Below are 20,992 nucleotides of genomic sequence, written 5' to 3' on the forward strand. Positions count from 1 at the left end.
AACAAATGCACATTTTTGAGTACTTTTGCGACACTTTATTTAAACGAAATTTACTTCCAAATGGATAAAAAATTATTCTCTGTCCTATTTTCTACCCGATTGATGGCTATATTATTCTTGACTTTTGCAGTTGCAATGGGAACAGGAACCTTTATCGAAAGCAAATACAATACTGACACCGCCCGAATTTTAGTCTACAACACTTGGTGGTTTGAAGCTATTATGGGCTTCTTCATGATTAATTTTATTGGAAACATCAAGCGTTATAAATTGTTAAGAAAAGAAAAATGGGCGACTTTGTTACTGCATTTGTCTTTTGTGTTTATCATAGCGGGAGCTTTTATCACTCGTTATATTAGTTTTGAAGGAATGATGCCTATACGTGAAGGCGCTGCAGAGAATCAATTTTATTCGGATAAAACATTCCTGACTCTTTTTGTTGATGGGGAATATAAAGGAGAAATGAAACGCAGGGTTTTTGAAAAATCGGTTTTGTTATCTCCTGTTACTGATAATGATTTTACAATGAAAGGTGATTTTGCCGGTAATCCTTTTGAAGTGCACTATGAAAAATTTATTATGGGTGCCAAAGAATATGTGAAACCTGATCCAAAAGGAAGTCAGTATTTTAAATTGGTCGAAGCCGGTGCTGGTGGCAGAGAAGAACATTTCTTGAAATCTGGTGAGGTTCAGAACATTCATAATGTACTTTTTGCGTTAAATAAATTTACCGAGGGAGCTATTAATATTACTACTACAGGAAACGATTATACGATTCAAATGCCTTTTGAAGGGAATTTTATGCGAATGGCTGATAAACTACAGGGCAAAGTCGTTAAAGACATTGTACAGCCTTTAATGATGCGTTCTTTGTACAGCATTGGTGATATTCGTTTTGTTTTTCCCGAACCGGCTGTGACGGGTGTTATTGATTATGAAACCAAAAATGATTTTAAAGAAAAGAATCATGAAGATGTTTTAGTTGTAAAACTAATTGCCGATGGTAAGGAAGAATTGATAACCTTATTAGGTTCAAAAGGAAAAGTTGGTGATTCTAAAACTGTAAAAATAGGAGGGCAGGAGTATAGCTTTTTCTATGGAAGCAAAGCTTATGTATTGCCATTTAAGATAAAACTAAATGATTTTATTGCGCAGAAATATCCTGGTACAGAAAAAAGTTATTCTTCTTTCGAAAGTCAGGTAACTGTTCAGGATTCTGTGAAACCATTTGATGCCAGAATTTATATGAATCACGTTTTGGATCACGAAGGCTATCGTTTTTTTCAGTCTTCATTTGATCCGGACGAAAAAGGAACTGTATTGTCTGTAAATCATGATTATTGGGGGACAACTATCACTTATATCGGATATTTTTTGCTGTTTTTTAGTATGCTTGCTATTTTGTTTGTCAAAAATTCCCGTTTTTCTGATTTGAAAAGAAAATTGGATGTGGTAAAAAATAAAAAAGCAAAACTATTAAGTGTTTTTATATTGCTGTTTAGTTTGTGTGGTTTTGCGCAAGAACACAATCATGATCACAATCATTCTGCAGAAAAGGCTGATGATTCGCCTATCGAAAGTCCGGCTCATGTGAGGGTAAAGCCAACTCAGAAGCAATTGGATTCTATATTGACTGCTTTTACGGTAACCAAAGAACATGCAGCAAAGTTTGGAAGATTGATTATTCAGGATGCCGGCGGAAGAATGAAACCAATTAATACTTTCTCGTCTGAGTTGCTGCGAAAAGTTAGCCATTCAGATACGTATAACGGAATGAATTCGGATCAGGTATTTTTATCGATGACCCAAAGTGCACAATTGTGGATTGAAATTCCGCTTATTTATATCAAACCCGGAAATGATAGTATTCGAAAAATTATCGGAGTTGATTCCAAAGATACTTACGCTCCTTTTATTGCTTTCTTTGACAAAAAAGGGAATTATAAATTATCTCCATATTTGGACGGAGCCTACAAAGCTGGAAATCCCAATCAGTTTGAGAAAGATTTTGTAGAAACCGATAAGAAAGTAAACTTAATGGAATCAGCCTTGAGTGGCAGCATATTAAGAATTTTTCCAATACCGAATGAGCCAAACAATAAATGGATTTCGTATCTGGAACTGGAACATGCCGGTTTAAAAGGAATGGATTCTACTTACACCAAAAGTATCTTGCCTCTTTATTTTGGAACATTAGGACATGCTATAGAAACTAAGAACTATAAAACAGCCGATGAGCTATTGGAAAGTATTAATGGTTTTCAGAAAAAATTTGGAAGCAAAGTAATGCCAAGCGAGGATAAAATTAATCTTGAAATCGCCTACAACAAATATGATCTGCTTCAGAAACTGCCTTTTGCCTATCTGTTTGCTGCAATTTTGATGCTAATATTTACGATTCTTCAAATTTTTAAAGATTCAAAACTGTTACGCATTTTAGTCAATTCGATGCATGTAATTATTACAGTATTTTTTCTGCTGCATACCATTACATTGGCAGCGCGCTGGTACATTTCGGGTCATGCACCTTGGAGTAATGCGTATGAAGCCATTGTGTATGTGGCTTGGGCAACTATGTTTTTTGGATTGGTATTTGATATAAAATCAAAATTGACGGTTGCTTCGGCCGCTTTTGTCACAGCAATGATACTTTCGGCTGCTTATGCTAATTGGATTGATCCAGAAATAGCTAATTTACAGCCTGTTCTTAATTCGTATTGGTTAATGATCCACGTAGCTGTTATTGTGGCCAGTTATGGCCCATTTGCTTTAGGGATGATTTTAGGTTTTGTATCGCTTCTTCTAATCTTTTTTACCAATGAAAAGAACAAAGCCAAGATGTCTTTAAATATTAAAGAGATCACTTATATTAATGAAATGTCATTAACAGTGGGCTTGATTATGTTGACTATTGGGAACTTTCTTGGAGGACAATGGGCAAATGAAAGCTGGGGACGCTACTGGGGATGGGATCCAAAAGAAACCTGGGCTTTAATTAGTATCATGGTTTATGCTTTTGTGATTCATGCGAGGTTTGTACCTTCATTAAGAGGGAAATGGATTTTTAACCTGATGAGTATGTTTGCGTTTATATCTATATTATTCACCTATTATGGGGTAAATTTCCACTTAGTAGGATTGCATTCCTACGCAAGCGGTGAAGCACATTCATTGAGCTGGATCTGGTATTCATTGGGTACAATTTCATTAATAGGAGCAGTGACTTATCCAAAATACAGGAAGTTTTATAAAAAATAGAATTATTTAAAAATGTTTAAAAAAGGCTAATCCTCCGATTAGCCTTTTTCTGTTTTGAACAAACAAATGTTGTTTAAAGGTTTTGACAGTTGTTTGAAAAATGTCCTCTATATAATTGTGGTTAAGATTAGTAGGTTATTTTTCATGATTTGTTTACAAGCAGCAGTTCAAAGAACTAGGGGGGCTTATCTGATTTTACTGCTATGGTTTCTTATAGATTGCTTTTTGAAATTCTGTTAGAGTGTATGAATATGTTTTTTCGCAATGCATTTTAGAAGCTAAAATCTTACTTTATTTTATATTTAATGTATTTCATCGATTATATTGGTTTTTAATAGGTATTTTATAATTTTATTGTCCTAAATTTGTTTTATACATCTAGAGATAGAGATAGTTTTAAGGATTTGTATTTTTAAGGATTAATTTTAAATTTAGTAGGTTAGGTTTAGGAAAATAAAAGTACATGGGGGCATCCTAATAAGACTATTAATTATTTCATTAAAAGATGTTTCTGACAGAAACATCTTTTTTTTTATTATAATATTAAATTGTTTTCCATTCCAGTCATCGTATAGTTTGTATAATCAATATGAAATTTTTAAAACTTTTATTACAGTAATGAATTTTGAGCCTATTTTAAATAAACTTGTTATTATTTGTAGCTTAAAACTTATATTTTTCATAAAAATATGTATTTAATCGATAAAATAAGTTGTTTTGTAGGATAAAAGATTTAAAATTGTATATTAGCATATCTATTCATAAAAGGATGATTTGTAAGGATTTGTAATTTTTTTAGATTTAGTAGGTTAGGTTTAGGGAAATAAATTACATGGGGGAATCTGATAAGAATTATCAATTAAAGAGGTTTTTTTAGAGCCTCTTTTTTTTTTGCAAATAAGTAAGAGCAATGGGATTTTACGGATAAAGAGTAATGAGCTTAATTTAAATTTATCTTTTTTAATTGTAATTGCATTTTGGCACGTTGTTTGATAATTTATAAATGCAAAATTTGAGTGATTTTGTGTTTTTTAAAATCTATTTGGTTAGTAGATTTAAAGTTAGTTTAGATTGGGGAATCTAAATTTGGTTATTATTTAGTTTAAAAACGCTCCTTTTTTGAGCGTTTTTTTCTTTTTAAGATATCTCATAATAATAGTCATAATAATACTTGGAGAAACAGATATTTTTTTAATTTTATAAAAAAAATTAGCCATGAAAAAAATAGTAGCTGTTATCTGCGTAATGTTTCTTTTTAATATCCAAATTCAAGCACAAGTGAAACAAAACATTTATCAATTTAAAGTAGAAGATTTGTACGGTAAGACTTTTGATTTTGCTTCATTAAAAGGCAAAAAAGTCATGATTGTAAATACTGCTTCAAAATGCGGTTTAACGCCTCAATATAAAGATTTAGAAGCTTTGTATAAAGAATATGCTGCCAAAGGTTTTGTGATTGTTGGTTTTCCAGCCAATAATTTTGCTTCGCAGGAACCAGGGACTAACGAAGAAATTGCAAGTTTTTGCCAGTTAAATTATGGTGTTACTTTCCCTATGATGGATAAAGTTTCAGTAAAAGGAGACGATATGTGTGCTGTTTATCAATTTTTGACTCAGAAGTCTAAAAACGGACTAGAAGATTCAGATGTAAAATGGAATTTCCAAAAGTACCTTATTAATGAAAAAGGAGAATTAGTAAAAGTAATTTCACCTAAGACTTTACCAACAGATCCTGAAGTAGTGAATTGGATTAAGGGATAGTTTTCAGTATTCTGATCAGTTATAAAAAAGAGTTTGCTTAGCAAACTCTTTTTTATGTGAGGAAAATAACAAAATTAGCTTACCAAAAGAAATTCTTTATTTAAACCTTTCCTAATGTATACAATTGTTCTATTGTAGGTGAGGAGCTTCCGCCTTCTGGTTCTAATGTAATTCCAAAAGCTTCGGCAAAACCAGTATCGCTAACGTCGAATAATTTCTGGTCGTTTGCATCTAAATTTTTCAATAAGCTGATACTTGTCGGAGCTAAAACAGGCATTAATTTGAGAGACCAAACTTGGTACACTTTTCCTTTTGGCAGTTTAAGCAAACCCGAAGCATCTACATAAACAGCTTTGGTTTCTTTGTTCCAATATATTTTTGCTGATGAAGCAGGAGAGACAGTTTGCCTTCCTAAGGTTATTACCGTATTTTTTGGGTCACGAATCACAGTCAAACTCGTCCGATAACTTTTAAATTTTATAATTTAATTTTTTTATTGTGAAGTCTGTTGTTGCTAGCATTAGGCACCATTTTTTGTTTTTTTGTAGGGAACACAGAAAATTAAAACACATTAATTCTCTTTAGAGATTACTTCCATAACCGTGGCTTCGTAATTTTTGATGCTTTTGGATTTTTTAATGTTTTTATGGACTTTGTGAGGATTGGAGAAAATAACCGAAAAGTATTCCCATAAATGATGCATTTTCAATAAAATATGGGTCTGACCAGATAATGATTCGCTGTAACCTTCGTATAAAGTATCATGAAAGGCACTGAACAGTTCCATTTTGTTTTTAGGATATTCTGTGGCATTATTTTTTATCATTCCAGGTAAAAAAGGATCGGCAATTAAACCTCTGCCTATCATCCAATGGTCGATGGTAGGGAAACGTTCCTGCATTTCCTTGAATTTGGCCACCGAAGTGATATCACCGTTATAATACAATTTATGTTTGGTATTGTCTATGCATTGCTGAAAAGCATCCAGATGAACGCCTCCTTTATACAACTGTTTGCCGATACGTGCATGAATGGCAATGTTTTTAATTGGATATAGGTCCAAAATAGGCAGCACATCAAGAATTTCTTCGGTCGTGTCGTAGCCCAAACGCATTTTCATAGAGACAATAATATCAGTTTCAGAGTGTGCTCTGTCTAGAATGTGATTGATTTTTTCGGTATTGCTGATAAGACCAGAACCCATGCCGGATTTAGTAACCATTGGGTATGGACAGCCCAGATTCCAGTTAAGTTCTTTATATCCAAGTTCCCGAACATATTTAGCAACAAACAAAAACTCTTCGGCATCATTAGTAATAACCTGCGGTATTACTTCCAATCCCATATTATTTTCGGGAAGCAGATCACGTTCATAAGAGGATTTTATGACCAGTTTTCCGTTCAGTCGAATGTATGGAGAATAAAAAGTGTTTATTCCCCCAAAATATTTATTTTGAGCATTTCTAAAACGAAAATCGGTAAATCCTTGTAAAGGGGAAGAAAGCAGTGTGAAACTCATAGTATTTTATAAAAGTGCAAAGATACTATAAAGTTATAAGTCGAAAGTCATATTCGTAAATATAGAGACTTTGTAACTTTCGACTTTACGACTCCAAAATCAACTGCATAAAAACAGAATGCAGCCAACGGTCAAATTTATACCCCGATTCTTTTATAATTCCAACAGTCTTAAAACCAAACTTTTCATGAAATTCGACACTGCTTTGATTTTCGGCATCGATTACTGCAATCATAGTGTGGAGATTTTGCTGTTTTGCCAATTGGATTAATTCCTGCAGCAACAACTTTCCAATCCCTTTTCCTTGATGGGTATTATCCACATAAACAGAATGTTCAACGGTATATTTATATGCTTCTCGAAATCTAAATTCACTGTACATGCCAAAACCGATGACTTTGTCTTCTTCTACGGCAACAATTACAGGAAAATGTTTATTGATTTTATCTTCCAATATTGCCTTTTGCTGTTCGTAAGTCCGAATGCTGTAATCGTATAAAGCAGTAGAATTTAGAATGTTATAATTGATAATGTCCAATATGGCTTGAGTGTCTTCGGTCTGATAAGGTCTTAATCTGATTTTCATCTGTAATTATTTGTTGTTCAAAATTATGAAAATATGACCAAAATCAGCAGAAAAGCTTTAGCAACTTTGTAACTTTGCAGAACAATTTAAAAGTTTTGTTTTAAACTTTTAAACGTTAAACTTTTAAACCTTTTAAATGACTTACCCCAAAATACCTTTAGCGCAAAGCATACTTCAAATTTTTTTGGCAAAAGGAATCACCAATATCATTATATCTCCCGGTTCAAGAAATGCACCCCTTACGATTGGTTTTGCAAGTAATCCCGCTTTTCAATGTTACAGCATTGCCGATGAGCGCGCCGCCGCTTTTTTTGCCTTGGGAATTGCTCAGCAAACCCGCAAGCCTACAGTGATAGTTTGTACTTCCGGTTCGGCTCTCTTGAACTATTATCCTGCTTTTTCGGAAGCATTTTATAGCCAGATTCCATTAATTGTGGTTTCAGCAGACAGACCGCAAAGCAAAATTGATATTGGAGACGGACAAACGATTCGTCAAGAAAATGTATTTGCTAATCATTCCTTGTATAATGCTAATTTGGTTGAGGAAGTTTCGGCAGAGAATGATCAAAAAATAAATGAAGCCATCAATACTGCGATTGACAAAAAAGGCCCTGTACATATTAATGCTCCTTTTGAAGAGCCTTTATATGAAACCGTTTCGGAGTTAGCTGTTAACAGTACTGTTTTCGCTTCCGCAAAAGTGATGCAGATAATTGAGACTAAAGAGATTATGCAATATGCTGATCTTTGGAACAAATCTACCCGAAAATTGATATTGATTGGCGTAAACGATCCTAATGCAATTGATGATAAAACGATTGAGGCTTTTGCCAATAATGAATCGGTTGTGGTAATGACCGAAAACACTTCCAATGTCTGCCATCCAAGTTTTATAAGTAACATCGATACGATAATTACTCCTTTTACCGCTGAAGATTTTGAGGCTTTTCGTCCAGAAATTCTGGTGACTTTTGGAGGAATGATAGTTTCTAAGCGTATTAAAGCCTTTTTGAGAAAATATAAACCCCAACACCATTGGCACATTGATACTTTAAGAGCTTATGATACCTTTGGCAGTTTAACAAAGCATTTTACAGTAGAGCCAACTGTATTTTTTGACGCCTTTTTGCCTTTGACAGCAAAAAATAAAAGTGATTATTTTTCTCAATTGAATGCCATTAAAGCATTACGTAAAGAAAAGCACGAAATCTATTTGTCCAAAATTCCTTTTACCGATTTTAAGGTTTTTGAAAAAGTAATTCAAAGTTTGCCAAGAAACACTCAGTTGCAAATAAGCAACAGTTCGGCAATCAGATATGCGCAATTAATACCTATTGATGCTTCAATCGAAGTGTACTGCAATAGAGGAACCAGCGGGATAGACGGAAGCACTTCGACAGCTATCGGTGCTGCGGTTGGCAATGCTAAACCAACAGTTTTTATTAGCGGGGACATTGGGTTTTTATACGATAGCAATGCACTTTGGAACAATTATATTCCAAAAAACTTTAAAATCATTTTGATTAATAATGGCGGAGGCGGTATTTTTAGAATTTTGCCAGGACATGAGGAAACACCTGTTTTTAATACTTTTTTTGAAACAAACCATAACTTAACAGCAGAGCATTTAACCAAAATGTATGGTTTGGATTATTTGACTGCCAATGATGAAGCTAGTTTAATTGAAGGATTAAATTCATTATATGTACAAAACGACAGGCCAATAATTTTGGAAGTTTTTACGCCAACATTGGATAATAATTCTGTATTGCTGCAGTATTTTATGGAGTTGGTCTGATTTAGTTTTTGAAAAATATTAAGCAGGTCACTTTTTGATTTTGTAATTGAAACCTAATTGTTTGTGTCTCCTGTAGTGTTTTTTTATTTTGTCAATTAATAAGATTTTTATATATCTTTAGTTTTTATTAAATTGTTTAATATAATTTTAGATTATACATGTTTGAATCTTATTGTAGAAACTGCAGTTACGTTTGTTTTTTATGGATTGTATTATCAATTGGTTTTTTGCACGCCCAAGAAAAAAAGAACCCTGATATTGAAAAAATATACCTTCATACTGACAGGACAACCTATTTTTTGGGCGAAGATTTATGGTATAAAGCCTATAATGTGCGTGCCAGCAATAACTTGCTTTTTGATAACAGCAATATTTTATATGTGGAATTAGTTTCTCCCGATTCTAAAATAATTGCTCGAAACAAAACAAATTTAGAAATAGGTTTGGGGCGTGGTGATTTTAAATTAGCAGATTCACTAGGAGTAAAGCCAGGACGCTACCAAATACGGGCTTATACAAATTGGAATAGAAATTTTGGTGAAGATTTTGTATTTAAAAAAGATATTGAAATATTTGATGTTAAAGCTAATGTAATTCAATCTAATGCTGAGGTAGTCAAAGCTCTTGCGGCTGAAGTCCAAAACACAGTTAAGGTTGATTTTTTTCCTGAAGGCGGCTCGCTTTTACAAAATACTGCAAGTGTTGTGGGCTTTAAGGCTGTCGACAGTAATGGAAAACCAATAGACGTCAAGGGGGAAGTTTTTGATTCGGATAACGAATTGGTTACCTCTTTTGCGAGTCCTCATGATGGTATGGGGAAATTTCAAATTATTCCTATTGAAGGAAAACACTATTATGCAAAAATTAAAACCCCTGCAGGGGCAGAACTCCGCGCAGAACTCCCAAAAGCTTCCAAAGAAGGATATTTGTTAAGTTATAAGATATTCAAAGGTAAAAATATTATAACCATTACTACAAATCCAGAAACGGTATCACATAATCCAAATGCAGCCCTTACGGTGGTTTGTAAGTCAAAAGGGATCTCATATTTGGAAACTATACAAACAGTAAAAGAAACTGCATTATCTTTTGAATTGCCTAAAGATAAAACTCCCGAGGGCATAAGCCAAATAACACTTTACGACAGCAATTCTAAACCGCAAAGCGAGCGCTTGGCATATATAGAAAAAGAGCAGGATTTAGAAGTGTTATTGTTGACAGATAAAGTGACTTATAAGCCAGAAGAAAAAACTACGATAAATGTAACTTCAAAATCTAAAACAGGTACAGCAAAATCGGCAAGTTTTTCATTAAGCATAACAGACATGAATGGGGAGCTGGAGGACAAAGACTTTGGTACAAACATTAGTTCCTATTTCCTGATGGAATCCGATATTAGAGGCAAGGTTCATAATYCTGCCTACTATTTTGATCCTGCTAATTTAAAAAGATTAGATCACTTAGATGATTTGCTTTTAACACAGGGCTGGCGGGATTTTTTATGGAAAACAGCTCCAATGGTTAGCGAAAGTATTAGCTATGCAGCAGAAAAAGGAATTACAATATCGGGCAGGGTAAAGCAGCTCCTTGCTGAAAAGCCATTAGTAAATAATAATATGACATTGGCTTTAATGAATAAAAAGCATTTTAATTTTTTTAATGCAACTACAGATTCTAATGGGGTTTATAAATTTGAAAACCTTATGTTTTCTGGAAAAACTACCATGTATTTAAATTCTAGAAATGAAAAAGGAAAGTTTAGAGGTGAAATAATACCATACCCTATAGAACAGCCTCCAATCCCTGTGTCTTTTAAAAGTGAAACAAGCAGTTTGCCTGAAACAACACCTGGAGCAGTTGAAAATGTGTATAGGAAATTTATAGCTTTTGGTGTAAAACCAGAAAATATTTTAAAAGAAGTTTCAATTAGTGTCCAAAAGAAAAGCAGTAGGCCATCCATGCTTGGAATACCTGATTTTAGTTATGTCGCAGATGAAAGCGCAGCTCAATTTACTGATATCTATCAGCTTATTGAACAAACTGTTCCGGGTGTGACTGTTGATGTTGACTCTGTTCGATTTACACGCTATGAAGGGAGTCCGCTTTTCATATTAGATGGTATTGAGGTGATTGATAAATTGCAAGTAGGTTTTGTTATACCTGCAGATGTAATAAAAATAGAAGCTGCCAAAGGGACGCAAGCAACAGTGTTTTATGGAAATGCGGCTGCAAATGGTGTTATTGCAATTACTACAAAAGAGAATACTGGACAACAACGTAAAAAAGAAACTTTTCATTCTATTAAACAAGAATTAGATGGGTTTTATACGGCACGTGTTTTTTATGTGCCAAATCCAGCAAAACCCAATTTAGAGTTAGATAGTAAAGCGGCTGTAAGAAATACACTGTATTGGAACCCATACGTACATCCTGACAAAACGGGCAATGTTAGTGTAAGTTATTACAATAGTGGTGTTGAAACCAAAGTAAAAGTAGCTTTGGAAGGTATTACTGGGGGTGGTATTCCAGTCGTAAAAAAGACATATTATACAATTAATAAATAAGGGTTACTTGGGTTCTGCTGAATTTTTTTTGGAGTTAAGGATTTTTGAGCCAATATTTAAGAATGGTGCTATTTTATTACATTTTTTTCAGAGTTAATGTGAATTGTAGTAATTCGGTTTAAATTTTATATAGGAACAATCTTGCATGTAAAATCAAGCTGATGATAATTTTATGAAAAAATAATGAATAAAAATCGCACACATAAATAATAAATCACTAAATTTGAGTTAGTTATGAGATGGTTAATAACCTTAATTTTATTATTATGAGCGCAAAAGATGTATTAATTATTAAGTATGCAACAGACTTGAAAGAAAAATGCGGGATTAATCCAGATATGGAGTTATTGACCAAAGTAACGATAGGTTGTGGTCCGTCTATATATAATCCTGATTCTTCAATTATTGCAGGAACACAGCAATCAGAAATAGTTACTGTAAAGAAAAACTTTTTGATTAAGAAATTAGGCTTGCCTGATAGCCCAGCTCTTAAAGCAGGAATTGACGCAGTATTAAGACAATATGGAGAATCCAATAAAAATAAATATCGTGCAGTTGTTTATTATTTGTTAACTCTTCATTTTGGAAGAGAAAGTGCTTACAATTAGAATTTCAGATTATTTAAAATGCGTCTCATCGAGGCGCTTTTTTTGTTTAATACATTACAAATAAGCATACAAAATTATTTTAATTCTGCATTTTGGCGGCGGTATTCACCAGGAGTCAAACTTACTATTTGTTTGAAAATTTTTGAAAAGTGAGGTAAATTAGAAAAACCTGTATCTATGGCAATTTCTAAAAACGTTTTGTTGGTGGTTTCAATCAAGTATTGTGCTCTTTCAATTTTCTTCTCGTGAATGTAGTTTAAAGGTCTTAGGCCAGTATGGGTGAGAAATTGTTTCGAAAAATAATCTTTGTTCTGATTGGCTCTCGAGGCTAATTGCTCCACGGTAAGATTGCCGTTTAAATTGAGCTGTATGTAACTCATGCTGTCAAGAATTTTCGAAGGAATACTATTGTTGTTGTCGGATTTGAAATAATTAGCTTCAAGAAATCTGGAAATTAATTGCAGAAGAATGCCTTGGTTTTCAAATTTCAAATGTATTTTCATTTCTTTATTTAACGAACGATATTCTTTATAGTAAGCCTCTTTTTCGTAAACTTTAGGATTGTCAGATCTGTTAATTCCTCTTCCGGGATTAATTTGATGCATTTTTTTGATAAGTAAAACATCAATTTCGGTAGCTTCAAGCTTCATTATCTTTCGATTCGTATTAAACAAATTGATCCCGTCTGGGGATTCCTCGAAAAATTGTATGAAATATTGACTCAAATAAGTATCACAATTTAAACTGCATAACGTAAAACTGGGAATAAGATAGATGTAGCCAGGTTCTAAAATAAGATTGTTTGAGTTGTCCGAAATTAATCCAAGCCCTTCATCAATATAATACAAACGATAATAAGGGCTAATCACATTGTTATAATTCCAATTGTGATTCAGTTTCACATAATCGATGTGTAATAAGGAGAAGGAATATTTGAAAATACTTTTGAGCATAAACAGTTTTTAAAGTAAAATATCGGTTTTGAATAATAAAATATCGTTTTCAGGTAAAAATAGAATCTTATTATACTATTATATTTGTTATTAATTATTATAAAATTATTTTATATTTTTTTTGATTAGCAAATTTATATGATAAATATTTAGATAATGCTTATTTGTTTGTAGAATTAGATTTTATAGAGTATAATTTTTAGTTCATCGGAAATATATAATTTAAATCAGCCTGTTTATACATCTTTATAAAAGTAAATTAAAAAAATGGAAAGAAGAAAAGCTTTGAAATTAGGTGCTTCTGCAATTGCAGGGCTTTATTTATCACCTCTGTTAGGTAATACTGTGTTTGATGCAGTTCCGTTTGATGGATCTTTTGATGGACCGTTTAAGCCTACTTGGAATTCTCTTGAAAAATATCAGGTACCAGATTGGTTTCGGGATGCTAAATTCGGAATGTGGGCACATTGGGGGCCTCAGTGTCAGCCAGAAGCGGGTGATTGGTATGGAAGGGGAATGTATGAGGAAGGTTCAAGGCAATATAAATTTCATGTAGAAAAGTATGGGCATCCGTCAAAATTTGGTTTTAAAGATGTTATCAATGTTTGGAAAGCAGAGAATTGGAATCCGGAAGAATTGGTTAATTTATACAAAGCAGCTGGAGCCAAGTATTTTATGGCAATGGCAAATCATCATGATAATTTAGATCTTTATGACAGTAAATACCAGCCACATTGGAATTCGACACAAATGGGGCCTAAAAAAGATATTATTGGAGGTTGGGAAAAAGCAGCCCGTAAAGCAGGTTTGCCTTTTGCAGTGAGTGTTCATGCCGCACATGCCTGGAATTGGTTTGATACTTCTAAGGGGAGTGATAAAAACGGTTCTTTAGCAGGAGTGCCTTATGATGGAACTTTGACCAAGGCTGACGGAGCTGGCACTTGGTGGGAAGGTTTAGATCCTCAGGATTTATATGTGCAGAATCATCCATTGAGTTCAAAGCCTTCGGAAAAGTCATCGGTTAACAGCCAATGGGACTGGGGCGATGGAGCTTCCATACCATCAGCAGCCTATTCAGAAAAATTTCATGACAGAACGATCGATTTAATAGATAAGTACAATCCGGATTTGATTTATTTTGATGATACGGCATTGCCATTGTGGCCTGTTAGTGATGCAGGGTTGCGTATAACGGCACATTTATATAATAAAAGCTTAAAGAAAAATAAAACAGTACAGACAGTTGTTACGGGTAAAATACTAACCGAGCAACAACGCAAAACTATGGTTTGGGATATCGAGAAAGGACAAAGCAACAGCATTGAACCCTTGCCTTGGCAAACAGATACTTGCCTTGGAAACTGGCATTATGATAGAGATGTGTATAGCAATAAACGTTATAAATCAGCTAAAACTGTTATCCATACCCTAATTGATGTAGTGAGTAAAAATGGTAACTTAATGCTGAATATTCCAGTGCGGGGAGATGGAAGTATTGACGAATTGGAACGTGCCATTGTTGAGGAAATTGGCGTTTGGATGAAAGCTAACGGTGAAAGTATTTATGGTACCCGTCCTTGGAAAATATTTGGCGAAGGTCCACAGCAGGAAAGTACTGCAGCCTTAACAGATCAGGGATTTAATGAAGGTAAAGGAAAACCTTATACTGCAGCAGATATTCGATTTGCGCAAAAAGGAAAAAAACTTTTCGCTACTGTAATGGCTTGGCCAGAGAATGGTTCAGTTTTAATTAAAAGTTTAGGAAAACAAGCAGATTATTATGCCAAAAATATAAAACAGGTTACGTTGGTAAGTACTGGCCAAAAACTTAAATTCATACAAAAAGAAGAAGGCCTTGAAGTCAATTTTCCTGATCAAAGACCTGATGCTTCTTATGCAAATGCACTAGAAATTGTTTAAATAAAGATTAGTTTATTAGTCAAATTAAAAATAGTTTACAAACTGAATTTTTTAAAATAATGGGAATGATAATGAACAAAAAACGTTTTTGTTTTGCTTGTGATTTAGTAAATGAGCCACAATTAATAGAAGAATATAAAGCACATCATGCTAAAGGCAAGGCTTGGCCTGAAATTACCGAGAGCATAAAAGCAGCAGGTATTTTAGATATGGAAATTTATTTGGCTGCAAACCATCTTTTTATGATTATTGAAACGGATGAAAGTTATTCTCATAAAAGAAAACAGCAAATGGACGCCCTAAATCCAAAGGTTCAAGAATGGGAAAAAATGATGGATAGATTTCAGCAAATACTTCCTGAGGCTAAAAAAGGTGAAAAATGGACAGCAATGGAACAGATCTTTAAATTAGAGTAATCACAATTATAATGGTTCCAATTGATGGTAGCTAAAGTTTAAGAAATTATCAGTGGCAAGCTGTCAGATTTAGATATTAAACAAAAAGTAAAAAGGATTATCTGATGATGGTGATTTTGTAATAATCATTCGGGACAGTACAGGATGATTTTGTTAAAACAATGAATTTATTTTAGCATTGTAAAAAATACTCAAAATAAATATGAAGAATCATCTGAATACATTGGGACTGAAGATAAGGAATACATTTTTAATTATACTGCTGTTTGGTTTGCCGATTATAGTAACTGCACAATTAAAAAATATTAAAAATGATGTGTTTTGGGATACTCAAAAAGGGATGCCTATCTACAGTCAGGGAGGAGGGATTTTTCGTTTTCCAGATCCTAAAACAGGCGTAAAAAAATACTATTGGTACGGAGTGCAGTACAAAGAAGCTGATATTTACCGAAAAAATCCGTCAGTAACATTAAAAAATGCCACTTTTGAGTCGGTTACTTGTTACAGTTCTGGAGATCTTGTAAATTGGAATTTTGAAGGTGATGTTTTGACAAAGGCAACCGCAAACCCTGATGGGAAAAATAGTTGGGTTGGACGATTGGGAGTAGCTTTTATTACTGCAATGAATAAGTATGCACTATTTGTTCAGCATGATGCACAAGTGCTTATTGCTTTGTCCGATTCTCCAACGGGCAATTTTTCATGGCATCAAAAAATTAATATGCAGCCTTTAATTGGCACAACAAATACTGGTGATCAAACCGTATTTACTGACGATGACGGAAAATCGTATCTTATTTATTCTTACGGAAAGGGGCGCAATAAAATCTATGTTTCAGAAATTGGGGTTGTCGATGGGAAAGTAAATCTGCTAGATTGTAATAAAGTTTTTCAGGGAGAGAGCCGTGAAGGGAATTGTATGTTTAAATACAAAAACAAGTATTATATGGCCGCTTCTAATATATACGGCTGGGACTCTTCGTTTGCTTATTATCTGGTTTCAGAAAACATTAGAGGGCCCTATACTCCAGCAAATGACATGCAGATTATGAAAGGGTCTGCCCAGGATTATGCCCATGTCACACAAACTGGCTTTTTTTACACTATAAAAGGAAAAAAAGAGGAAACTGTTTTGTATTGTGGTGACCGTTGGGCTGATTTTGCCGGAAATGGATTGGGTTACAACCAATGGTTTCCACTGTCTTTTGATGGAGATGTGCCGCATTTTAATTCGTTAAGTTCTTGGAATCTCGATGAAAAAACGGGAGAATGGACAGTTGCAAATGATAATAATTTTGTAATGAACGGCAGTTTCGAAGCCGATCGGAATAAAATTCCGAGTAATTTTAAGCCCATTCAAGAACAGCTTTTGGGGTGGAACACTACAATTATAAAAGGAAATAAAATAAGTACAACTGACGAAAATTCGCCAACGTTAAATTATTTTAATTCAGAGCAGGACAGAAAAGAAGTAATCGGTGAAAAAAGCCTGCAGATAAGCGACAAGATTGATTTTAGCCGAAAAATTGCGCAAGTTATTTCTTCATCTCCTTATGCTGCTTTAAAAGACGGTTTGTATACTTTGACCGCCAGAGTAAAAAACTCCAATGGTTTTGAAGACTTGACAATGTATGCTACAAGCAAAAAACAAACATTTAATTTGAAAGTGGCCAAAGAGAATACTGCTTGGGTAACCATTTCTATTTCAAATATTGCTATAAAAAACGGAAGCGTCGAAATTGGTTTTTTAGCTTCTGCTAAAGCAAATTCCTTTTGTATGATTGATGATATTACATTGGTCAAAAACAAATAAAATTTCCGAAGGAGATTTCTGCATCAAGAAATCTCCTTACATTTCTTAGTTTAAACTTCGTATCTTTGCCATTCGAAAAATAGTTTGTCGAAAATGGCAACGAATCTCAAGATAATGATTGAAATAGGAAAATACAATACACTTACCATACTGCGTGATACCAAAGTAGGTTTGTTTTTAGGTGACCCTGAAAAAGATCCGGAAGGAATACACGATATACTTTTACCCAATAAATATGTGCCTAATGAATTTGAAATAGGGGAGGAACTCATTGTTTTTGCCTATTTGGATCATGAACAGCGTCCGGTAGCTACAACTTTAGAGCCTTATATTTTACTTAATGAGTTTGCTCTTTTGCGGGTGAATTATATTAACCAGATAGGGGCGTTTATGGATTGGGGAATGGAAAAGGATATTTTGGTTCCGTTCAAAGAACAGGCTCGTCCTATGGAAAAAGGAAAACGCTATTTAGTGTATTTGTTTTTGGATGAAAAAACCAATCGCTTAGTGGCATCAAGCAAATTAAACCAATTTTTAAAAAACGATCACCTTACTGTTGAAAAAGGGGAAGAAGTAGATTTGATAGTATCGCATATTACCGAATTAGGAATTAATGTAATTATCAATGAAAAGCACAAAGGTTTGTTGTATAAAGATGAGGTCTATGATGATGCTATACGTACAGGCGACCGTATGCGGGGATATATAAAAAATATCAGACCTGATAATAAAATTGATGTTGCACTGCAAATTCAAGGATACCAAAGTATAGAGCCCAATGCCGAAAAAATTCTCGATGAATTAAGGGCAAGCAGAGGTTTTTTGCGCCTAACAGATAATTCGCATCCCGAAGATATCAAAACGGTGCTAAAGATGAGCAAAAAGACTTTTAAAAAAGCAATTGGTTCTTTATACAAGGAAAAATTGATTGAGATTAAGGAAGATGGGATTTACTTGGTTAAGGAATAAAAAAAAGGCTAATCATAAATAGATTAGCCTTTTTTTTGGACATTATTTTTAGAATAAATCTATTAATTATTATTTACGCTTTCAGACTTCAGTATAATCTCTTTAATGACAACATCAAGCTCTTCACTTGAAATAATCAGATTATCCAAAAAAAATATTTTTTCTTCTTCGGTGGTTTTGGAGTCTTTTAAAAGACTGGCAATTGCAAGCAGGCGGGATAATGGTGCTCTGACTACATGCGATTGTATCCATGTTATTTCTTTTAATAAGTTGTTTTGTTTTTCTATTTTTTGGGTATGAAGGATACTTTCTTTGAAACTGTCGTCTAGTCCATTAAACAATTTTGGAATTAAAATGCATATTAAAAAACTTAGAAAAATTAAATTTGAGAAAACTGCAAAAAGTACATTTGATTTAAAATTTTTATCTGTAATTATTATAAAATCATAAGAATACAAAAGAATATAAGAAATGGAAATATAAAGATTTAAAAGTGCTGGTGTGTATTTATTTTTAAAAGAATATATAAAAACCGATAAAAAACAGGAAGCAAGCAGATAGAGAGTACTATTAATGCCAACATAATATAATAAGAAGAAACTAAGAATGTAAGTATTGCCTATAAATAGCAGTTTTCGGTATTTTATTTTCATTCCTTTTTTGAAGCCGACTATTATAATGATAAAAACACATAAAATGTCAATGACGGTCATAACATAGTGACCAGAATCTAGTGCCCATATAATTGAAGGTATTAATGCGATAAAGCTCAAGGGGATGATATAAATGATAATATTCGAAAACATGTCATCTCGCCAATATTTCAAATCTTTATTTTGATTTAAAGAATTCAAGACAGTATTCTTGATTGTCGAAGTATATTTATCCCAAATTTCCATTTGTTTAGTGTATTAAGTTAATAAGCAAAGGATAAGCAGGTAGGTCTGATAGTAAATATAATGAAATTATGCTAAAAATAGTAATAAATAAATAAATCAATTTTTTGTAAGATTCTTTTTTATTGCTTTTCACCTTTTTATTTTTTGCATCAGAATAGATCTGTTATCCCAATCATGTTCGAAATAAAAGAACATGTGATGCTGCAGGTTTAATACCGTCAATGAATAGAACTCAATATCCAAAAAAAGGAACCAATAAAAAGGCGATTGGTGTTTTGGATAAAAAAATGATTGATGAAAGATAAAGAAAGATGGAATTTACTTGATTAGGGAATAAAAAAAGAAAGACTAGTTATTTTTAGCTAGTCTTTCTCTTTTTACTTTTATTTATACCATATAGGTGTAATTAAAAGTAAAACTCTTTTGTACATTTTCAAAAGTATGTTTAACCGCATTTAATACTATTGGTATATGTATACTAGTATTACTGTTTGTAAATCACTTTATTAAATGGATTGTCTATAAATCAAAGTAATGTTATTAATCAATAAAGTCTAAATTTCACATTACGGCCATTGGTTTATCTATACATTTAAAGTTTACATCCGTTATTTTCTTTGTTATGCTACAAATTTTCGGGATTGTAAATCTTTTACTGAACCTCTAGGTGTTACTTTTTATCAATTATAATCTTTAACAGAGACTTCATCTATCGGCTTATATTTTAAAATAGTTTTTGAAAAAATTATATAATTTAAAACCATAAAAATAAAAGCGACAATAATTTTAAATTCACTCAAAAAAATCATTTTTAAAGGTTAATAAATCAGTGAACAATCTGTGCTAATCTGAATTAATAACTAACGATAGTTTTTATTATAAAGTATTGATTAGCAGTAAATAAAAGTAATAATTATTTTTTATCACGAATGTTAAAAACAGATTTTTTTTTAAAATTTAACGCTTTAGTTTCGTTTCAAATTTTAATGAAAGAAATGATTTAATAAAATGGTTTTCAGTGTATTAAAAGTTCTTATAAATTAAAACTGCATGTTGAAGTTTAATCCCCAAATAGCTTTATTGGCTCCTTGATTGAAACCTATCGGAGCTACATTCAGTTGTGTCTTTACTTTTTCCTGATAACCAAAACCATCCAATATAGTATTAAACGGATCTATCAGAACTAAGGCAGTATATCCTAATAATCTGGACTTAAAAATTCGGTGATCGTTTTTCACAATACTTTTTTTAGCATAAAAGAAACCTTCACCAACAACAGATCCCAATACAGGGGTTATGACAAGGTCTTGTTTGGAAGGGATTTCGGCAAAAGCTTCGATTCCATATTCCCAAAAAAAAGTGGACATGAATGCTGAATACAGAAAAGATTCAAAAATATTAAAACCACCGCTTCTTGCAGTCATATAATACACCCCGCCAGAATAGGGATGCGCTATGTAGTTTAAAGTCCAATCATCATCATCCCAAGCTGGGCCAGCTTTTACATTTTCCTTCCATTTCCATAAAACCCCCTTATCTTTAATTCCTTCTTTGTCCCAATTACTGACACTTTTCGGCATAGCCCATAGCATTCCAAAAGCAAGGACAGCTGTTCCTGCATACATTGCAGTTGTTATTCCTAATCGTTTATAATCTCTGTGATCCGGCGGGTAAGTATTTCCATTTTTTAGCCTTACAGTACTGTCTCCCAGAATAAGCATATTGTAATTATTTGCTCTTTCTATTTGAGAGTCAGAATATGCAATTGAATTTTGCGTAATAAATGCAGGCAGATGATTTTGGCTTATTTGTGTTTCTTCTGCTTGTTGTGCAAAACTAATGTTTTGTGAAAGTAAAAGTAAAATAATGAATAAAACGGTTTTAAATGGATTCATTTTATGAATTAAATGCTGTTAAAAGATAACCAA

15 protein-coding genes are annotated in these 20,992 nt (G+C 33.0%); 9 read left to right on the plus strand and 6 right to left on the minus strand.

Features of this window, described 5'->3' with window-relative positions; all coding sequences use genetic code 11:
- Positions 1-60 precede the first annotated feature (60 nt).
- Entirely contained in the window at positions 61-3,258 is a 3,198-nt protein-coding gene (locus tag AC1DVP_RS19745; protein ID WP_477185195.1) for a cytochrome c biogenesis protein, read from the plus strand.
- A 1,215-nt stretch (positions 3,259-4,473) separates the two neighbouring features.
- Positions 4,474-5,019: a glutathione peroxidase gene (locus tag AC1DVP_RS19750; protein WP_477185196.1), complete on the plus strand. Its 546-nt coding sequence runs from the start codon at positions 4,474-4,476 to the stop codon at positions 5,017-5,019.
- Between the two features lie 100 nt (positions 5,020-5,119).
- Here the strand turns inward: AC1DVP_RS19750 and AC1DVP_RS19755 are convergent, their stop codons facing one another.
- From AC1DVP_RS19755 to AC1DVP_RS19765, 3 genes are all read right to left on the minus strand, one after another.
- On the minus strand, positions 5,120-5,467 hold the full coding sequence (locus AC1DVP_RS19755; RefSeq protein ID WP_477185212.1) for an anti-sigma factor domain-containing protein: 348 nt from the start codon (positions 5,465-5,467) through the stop codon (positions 5,120-5,122).
- A 123-nt stretch (positions 5,468-5,590) separates the two neighbouring features.
- Positions 5,591-6,538, minus strand: a complete 948-nt coding sequence (locus AC1DVP_RS19760) for a tRNA dihydrouridine synthase (protein WP_477185197.1) — start codon at positions 6,536-6,538, stop codon at positions 5,591-5,593.
- Positions 6,539-6,623: 85 nt separating this feature from the next.
- Positions 6,624-7,124 carry an N-acetyltransferase family protein gene (locus AC1DVP_RS19765; RefSeq protein WP_477185198.1) on the minus strand — a complete coding sequence of 167 codons (501 nt, stop codon included), beginning with the start codon at positions 7,122-7,124 and terminating at the stop codon, positions 6,624-6,626.
- 136 nt (positions 7,125-7,260) lie between these two features.
- Here AC1DVP_RS19765 and menD point away from each other — a divergent pair, with 136 nt between their 5' ends.
- From menD to AC1DVP_RS19780, 3 genes are all read left to right on the plus strand, one after another.
- The gene (gene menD / locus AC1DVP_RS19770; protein ID WP_477185199.1) at positions 7,261-8,922 is read left to right on the plus strand and encodes a 2-succinyl-5-enolpyruvyl-6-hydroxy-3-cyclohexene-1-carboxylic-acid synthase; all 1,662 of its coding nucleotides are present in this window, start codon (positions 7,261-7,263) and stop codon (positions 8,920-8,922) included.
- A gap of 158 nt (positions 8,923-9,080) precedes the next feature.
- A complete protein-coding gene (locus AC1DVP_RS19775; RefSeq protein ID WP_477185200.1) occupies positions 9,081-11,486 on the plus strand; it encodes a hypothetical protein in 2,406 nt (801 codons plus the stop codon).
- 266 nt (positions 11,487-11,752) lie between these two features.
- On the plus strand, positions 11,753-12,094 hold the full coding sequence (locus tag AC1DVP_RS19780) for a DUF2853 family protein (RefSeq protein ID WP_477185201.1): 342 nt from the start codon (positions 11,753-11,755) through the stop codon (positions 12,092-12,094).
- Positions 12,095-12,168: 74 nt separating this feature from the next.
- On the opposite strand, the gene AC1DVP_RS19785 is transcribed toward AC1DVP_RS19780, so the two are convergent.
- Positions 12,169-13,047 carry a helix-turn-helix domain-containing protein gene (locus AC1DVP_RS19785; RefSeq protein ID WP_477185202.1) on the minus strand — a complete coding sequence of 293 codons (879 nt, stop codon included), beginning with the start codon at positions 13,045-13,047 and terminating at the stop codon, positions 12,169-12,171.
- Positions 13,048-13,314: 267 nt separating this feature from the next.
- Between AC1DVP_RS19785 and AC1DVP_RS19790 the strand changes: the two genes are divergently transcribed.
- The 4 genes from AC1DVP_RS19790 (at position 13,315) to AC1DVP_RS19805 (ending at position 18,165) form a co-directional block, all read left to right on the plus strand.
- Positions 13,315-14,967: an alpha-L-fucosidase gene (locus AC1DVP_RS19790; protein ID WP_477185203.1), complete on the plus strand. Its 1,653-nt coding sequence runs from the start codon at positions 13,315-13,317 to the stop codon at positions 14,965-14,967.
- A gap of 71 nt (positions 14,968-15,038) precedes the next feature.
- Positions 15,039-15,383 (plus strand): L-rhamnose mutarotase, encoded by a 345-nt coding sequence (locus AC1DVP_RS19795; protein ID WP_477185204.1) that lies wholly within the window; start codon positions 15,039-15,041, stop codon positions 15,381-15,383.
- Between the two features lie 202 nt (positions 15,384-15,585).
- Entirely contained in the window at positions 15,586-17,196 is a 1,611-nt protein-coding gene (locus tag AC1DVP_RS19800) for a family 43 glycosylhydrolase (protein WP_477185205.1), read from the plus strand.
- 114 nt (positions 17,197-17,310) lie between these two features.
- Positions 17,311-18,165, plus strand: a complete 855-nt coding sequence (locus tag AC1DVP_RS19805) for a CvfB family protein (RefSeq protein WP_477185213.1) — start codon at positions 17,311-17,313, stop codon at positions 18,163-18,165.
- A 62-nt stretch (positions 18,166-18,227) separates the two neighbouring features.
- Here the strand turns inward: AC1DVP_RS19805 and AC1DVP_RS19810 are convergent, their stop codons facing one another.
- Both AC1DVP_RS19810 and AC1DVP_RS19815 read right to left on the minus strand, forming a co-directional pair.
- Positions 18,228-19,064: a hypothetical protein gene (locus AC1DVP_RS19810; protein ID WP_477185206.1), complete on the minus strand. Its 837-nt coding sequence runs from the start codon at positions 19,062-19,064 to the stop codon at positions 18,228-18,230.
- Between the two features lie 1,040 nt (positions 19,065-20,104).
- On the minus strand, positions 20,105-20,959 hold the full coding sequence (locus tag AC1DVP_RS19815) for a DUF3943 domain-containing protein (RefSeq protein ID WP_477185207.1): 855 nt from the start codon (positions 20,957-20,959) through the stop codon (positions 20,105-20,107).
- Positions 20,960-20,992: the final 33 nt, after the last annotated feature.

This window comes from Flavobacterium sp. P3_A6 (assembly GCF_056403035.1).

What these genes read in the sequence shown, in the direction of transcription:
- AC1DVP_RS19805 (WP_477185213.1), top strand. Translation starts at nt 17,311, where the DNA reads ATGATTGAAATAGGAAAATACAATACACTTACCATACTGCGTGATACC.
- menD (WP_477185199.1), top strand. Translation starts at nt 7,261, where the DNA reads ATGACTTACCCCAAAATACCTTTAGCGCAAAGCATACTTCAAATTTTT.
- AC1DVP_RS19815 (WP_477185207.1), bottom strand. Translation starts at nt 20,959, where the DNA reads ATGAATCCATTTAAAACCGTTTTATTCATTATTTTACTTTTACTTTCA.
- AC1DVP_RS19790 (WP_477185203.1), top strand. Translation starts at nt 13,315, where the DNA reads ATGGAAAGAAGAAAAGCTTTGAAATTAGGTGCTTCTGCAATTGCAGGG.
- AC1DVP_RS19760 (WP_477185197.1), bottom strand. Translation starts at nt 6,538, where the DNA reads ATGAGTTTCACACTGCTTTCTTCCCCTTTACAAGGATTTACCGATTTT.
- AC1DVP_RS19745 (WP_477185195.1), top strand. Translation starts at nt 61, where the DNA reads ATGGATAAAAAATTATTCTCTGTCCTATTTTCTACCCGATTGATGGCT.
- AC1DVP_RS19810 (WP_477185206.1), bottom strand. Translation starts at nt 19,064, where the DNA reads ATGGAAATTTGGGATAAATATACTTCGACAATCAAGAATACTGTCTTG.
- AC1DVP_RS19800 (WP_477185205.1), top strand. Translation starts at nt 15,586, where the DNA reads ATGAAGAATCATCTGAATACATTGGGACTGAAGATAAGGAATACATTT.
- AC1DVP_RS19795 (WP_477185204.1), top strand. Translation starts at nt 15,039, where the DNA reads ATGAACAAAAAACGTTTTTGTTTTGCTTGTGATTTAGTAAATGAGCCA.
- AC1DVP_RS19780 (WP_477185201.1), top strand. Translation starts at nt 11,753, where the DNA reads ATGAGCGCAAAAGATGTATTAATTATTAAGTATGCAACAGACTTGAAA.
- AC1DVP_RS19750 (WP_477185196.1), top strand. Translation starts at nt 4,474, where the DNA reads ATGAAAAAAATAGTAGCTGTTATCTGCGTAATGTTTCTTTTTAATATC.
- AC1DVP_RS19785 (WP_477185202.1), bottom strand. Translation starts at nt 13,047, where the DNA reads ATGCTCAAAAGTATTTTCAAATATTCCTTCTCCTTATTACACATCGAT.
- AC1DVP_RS19765 (WP_477185198.1), bottom strand. Translation starts at nt 7,124, where the DNA reads ATGAAAATCAGATTAAGACCTTATCAGACCGAAGACACTCAAGCCATA.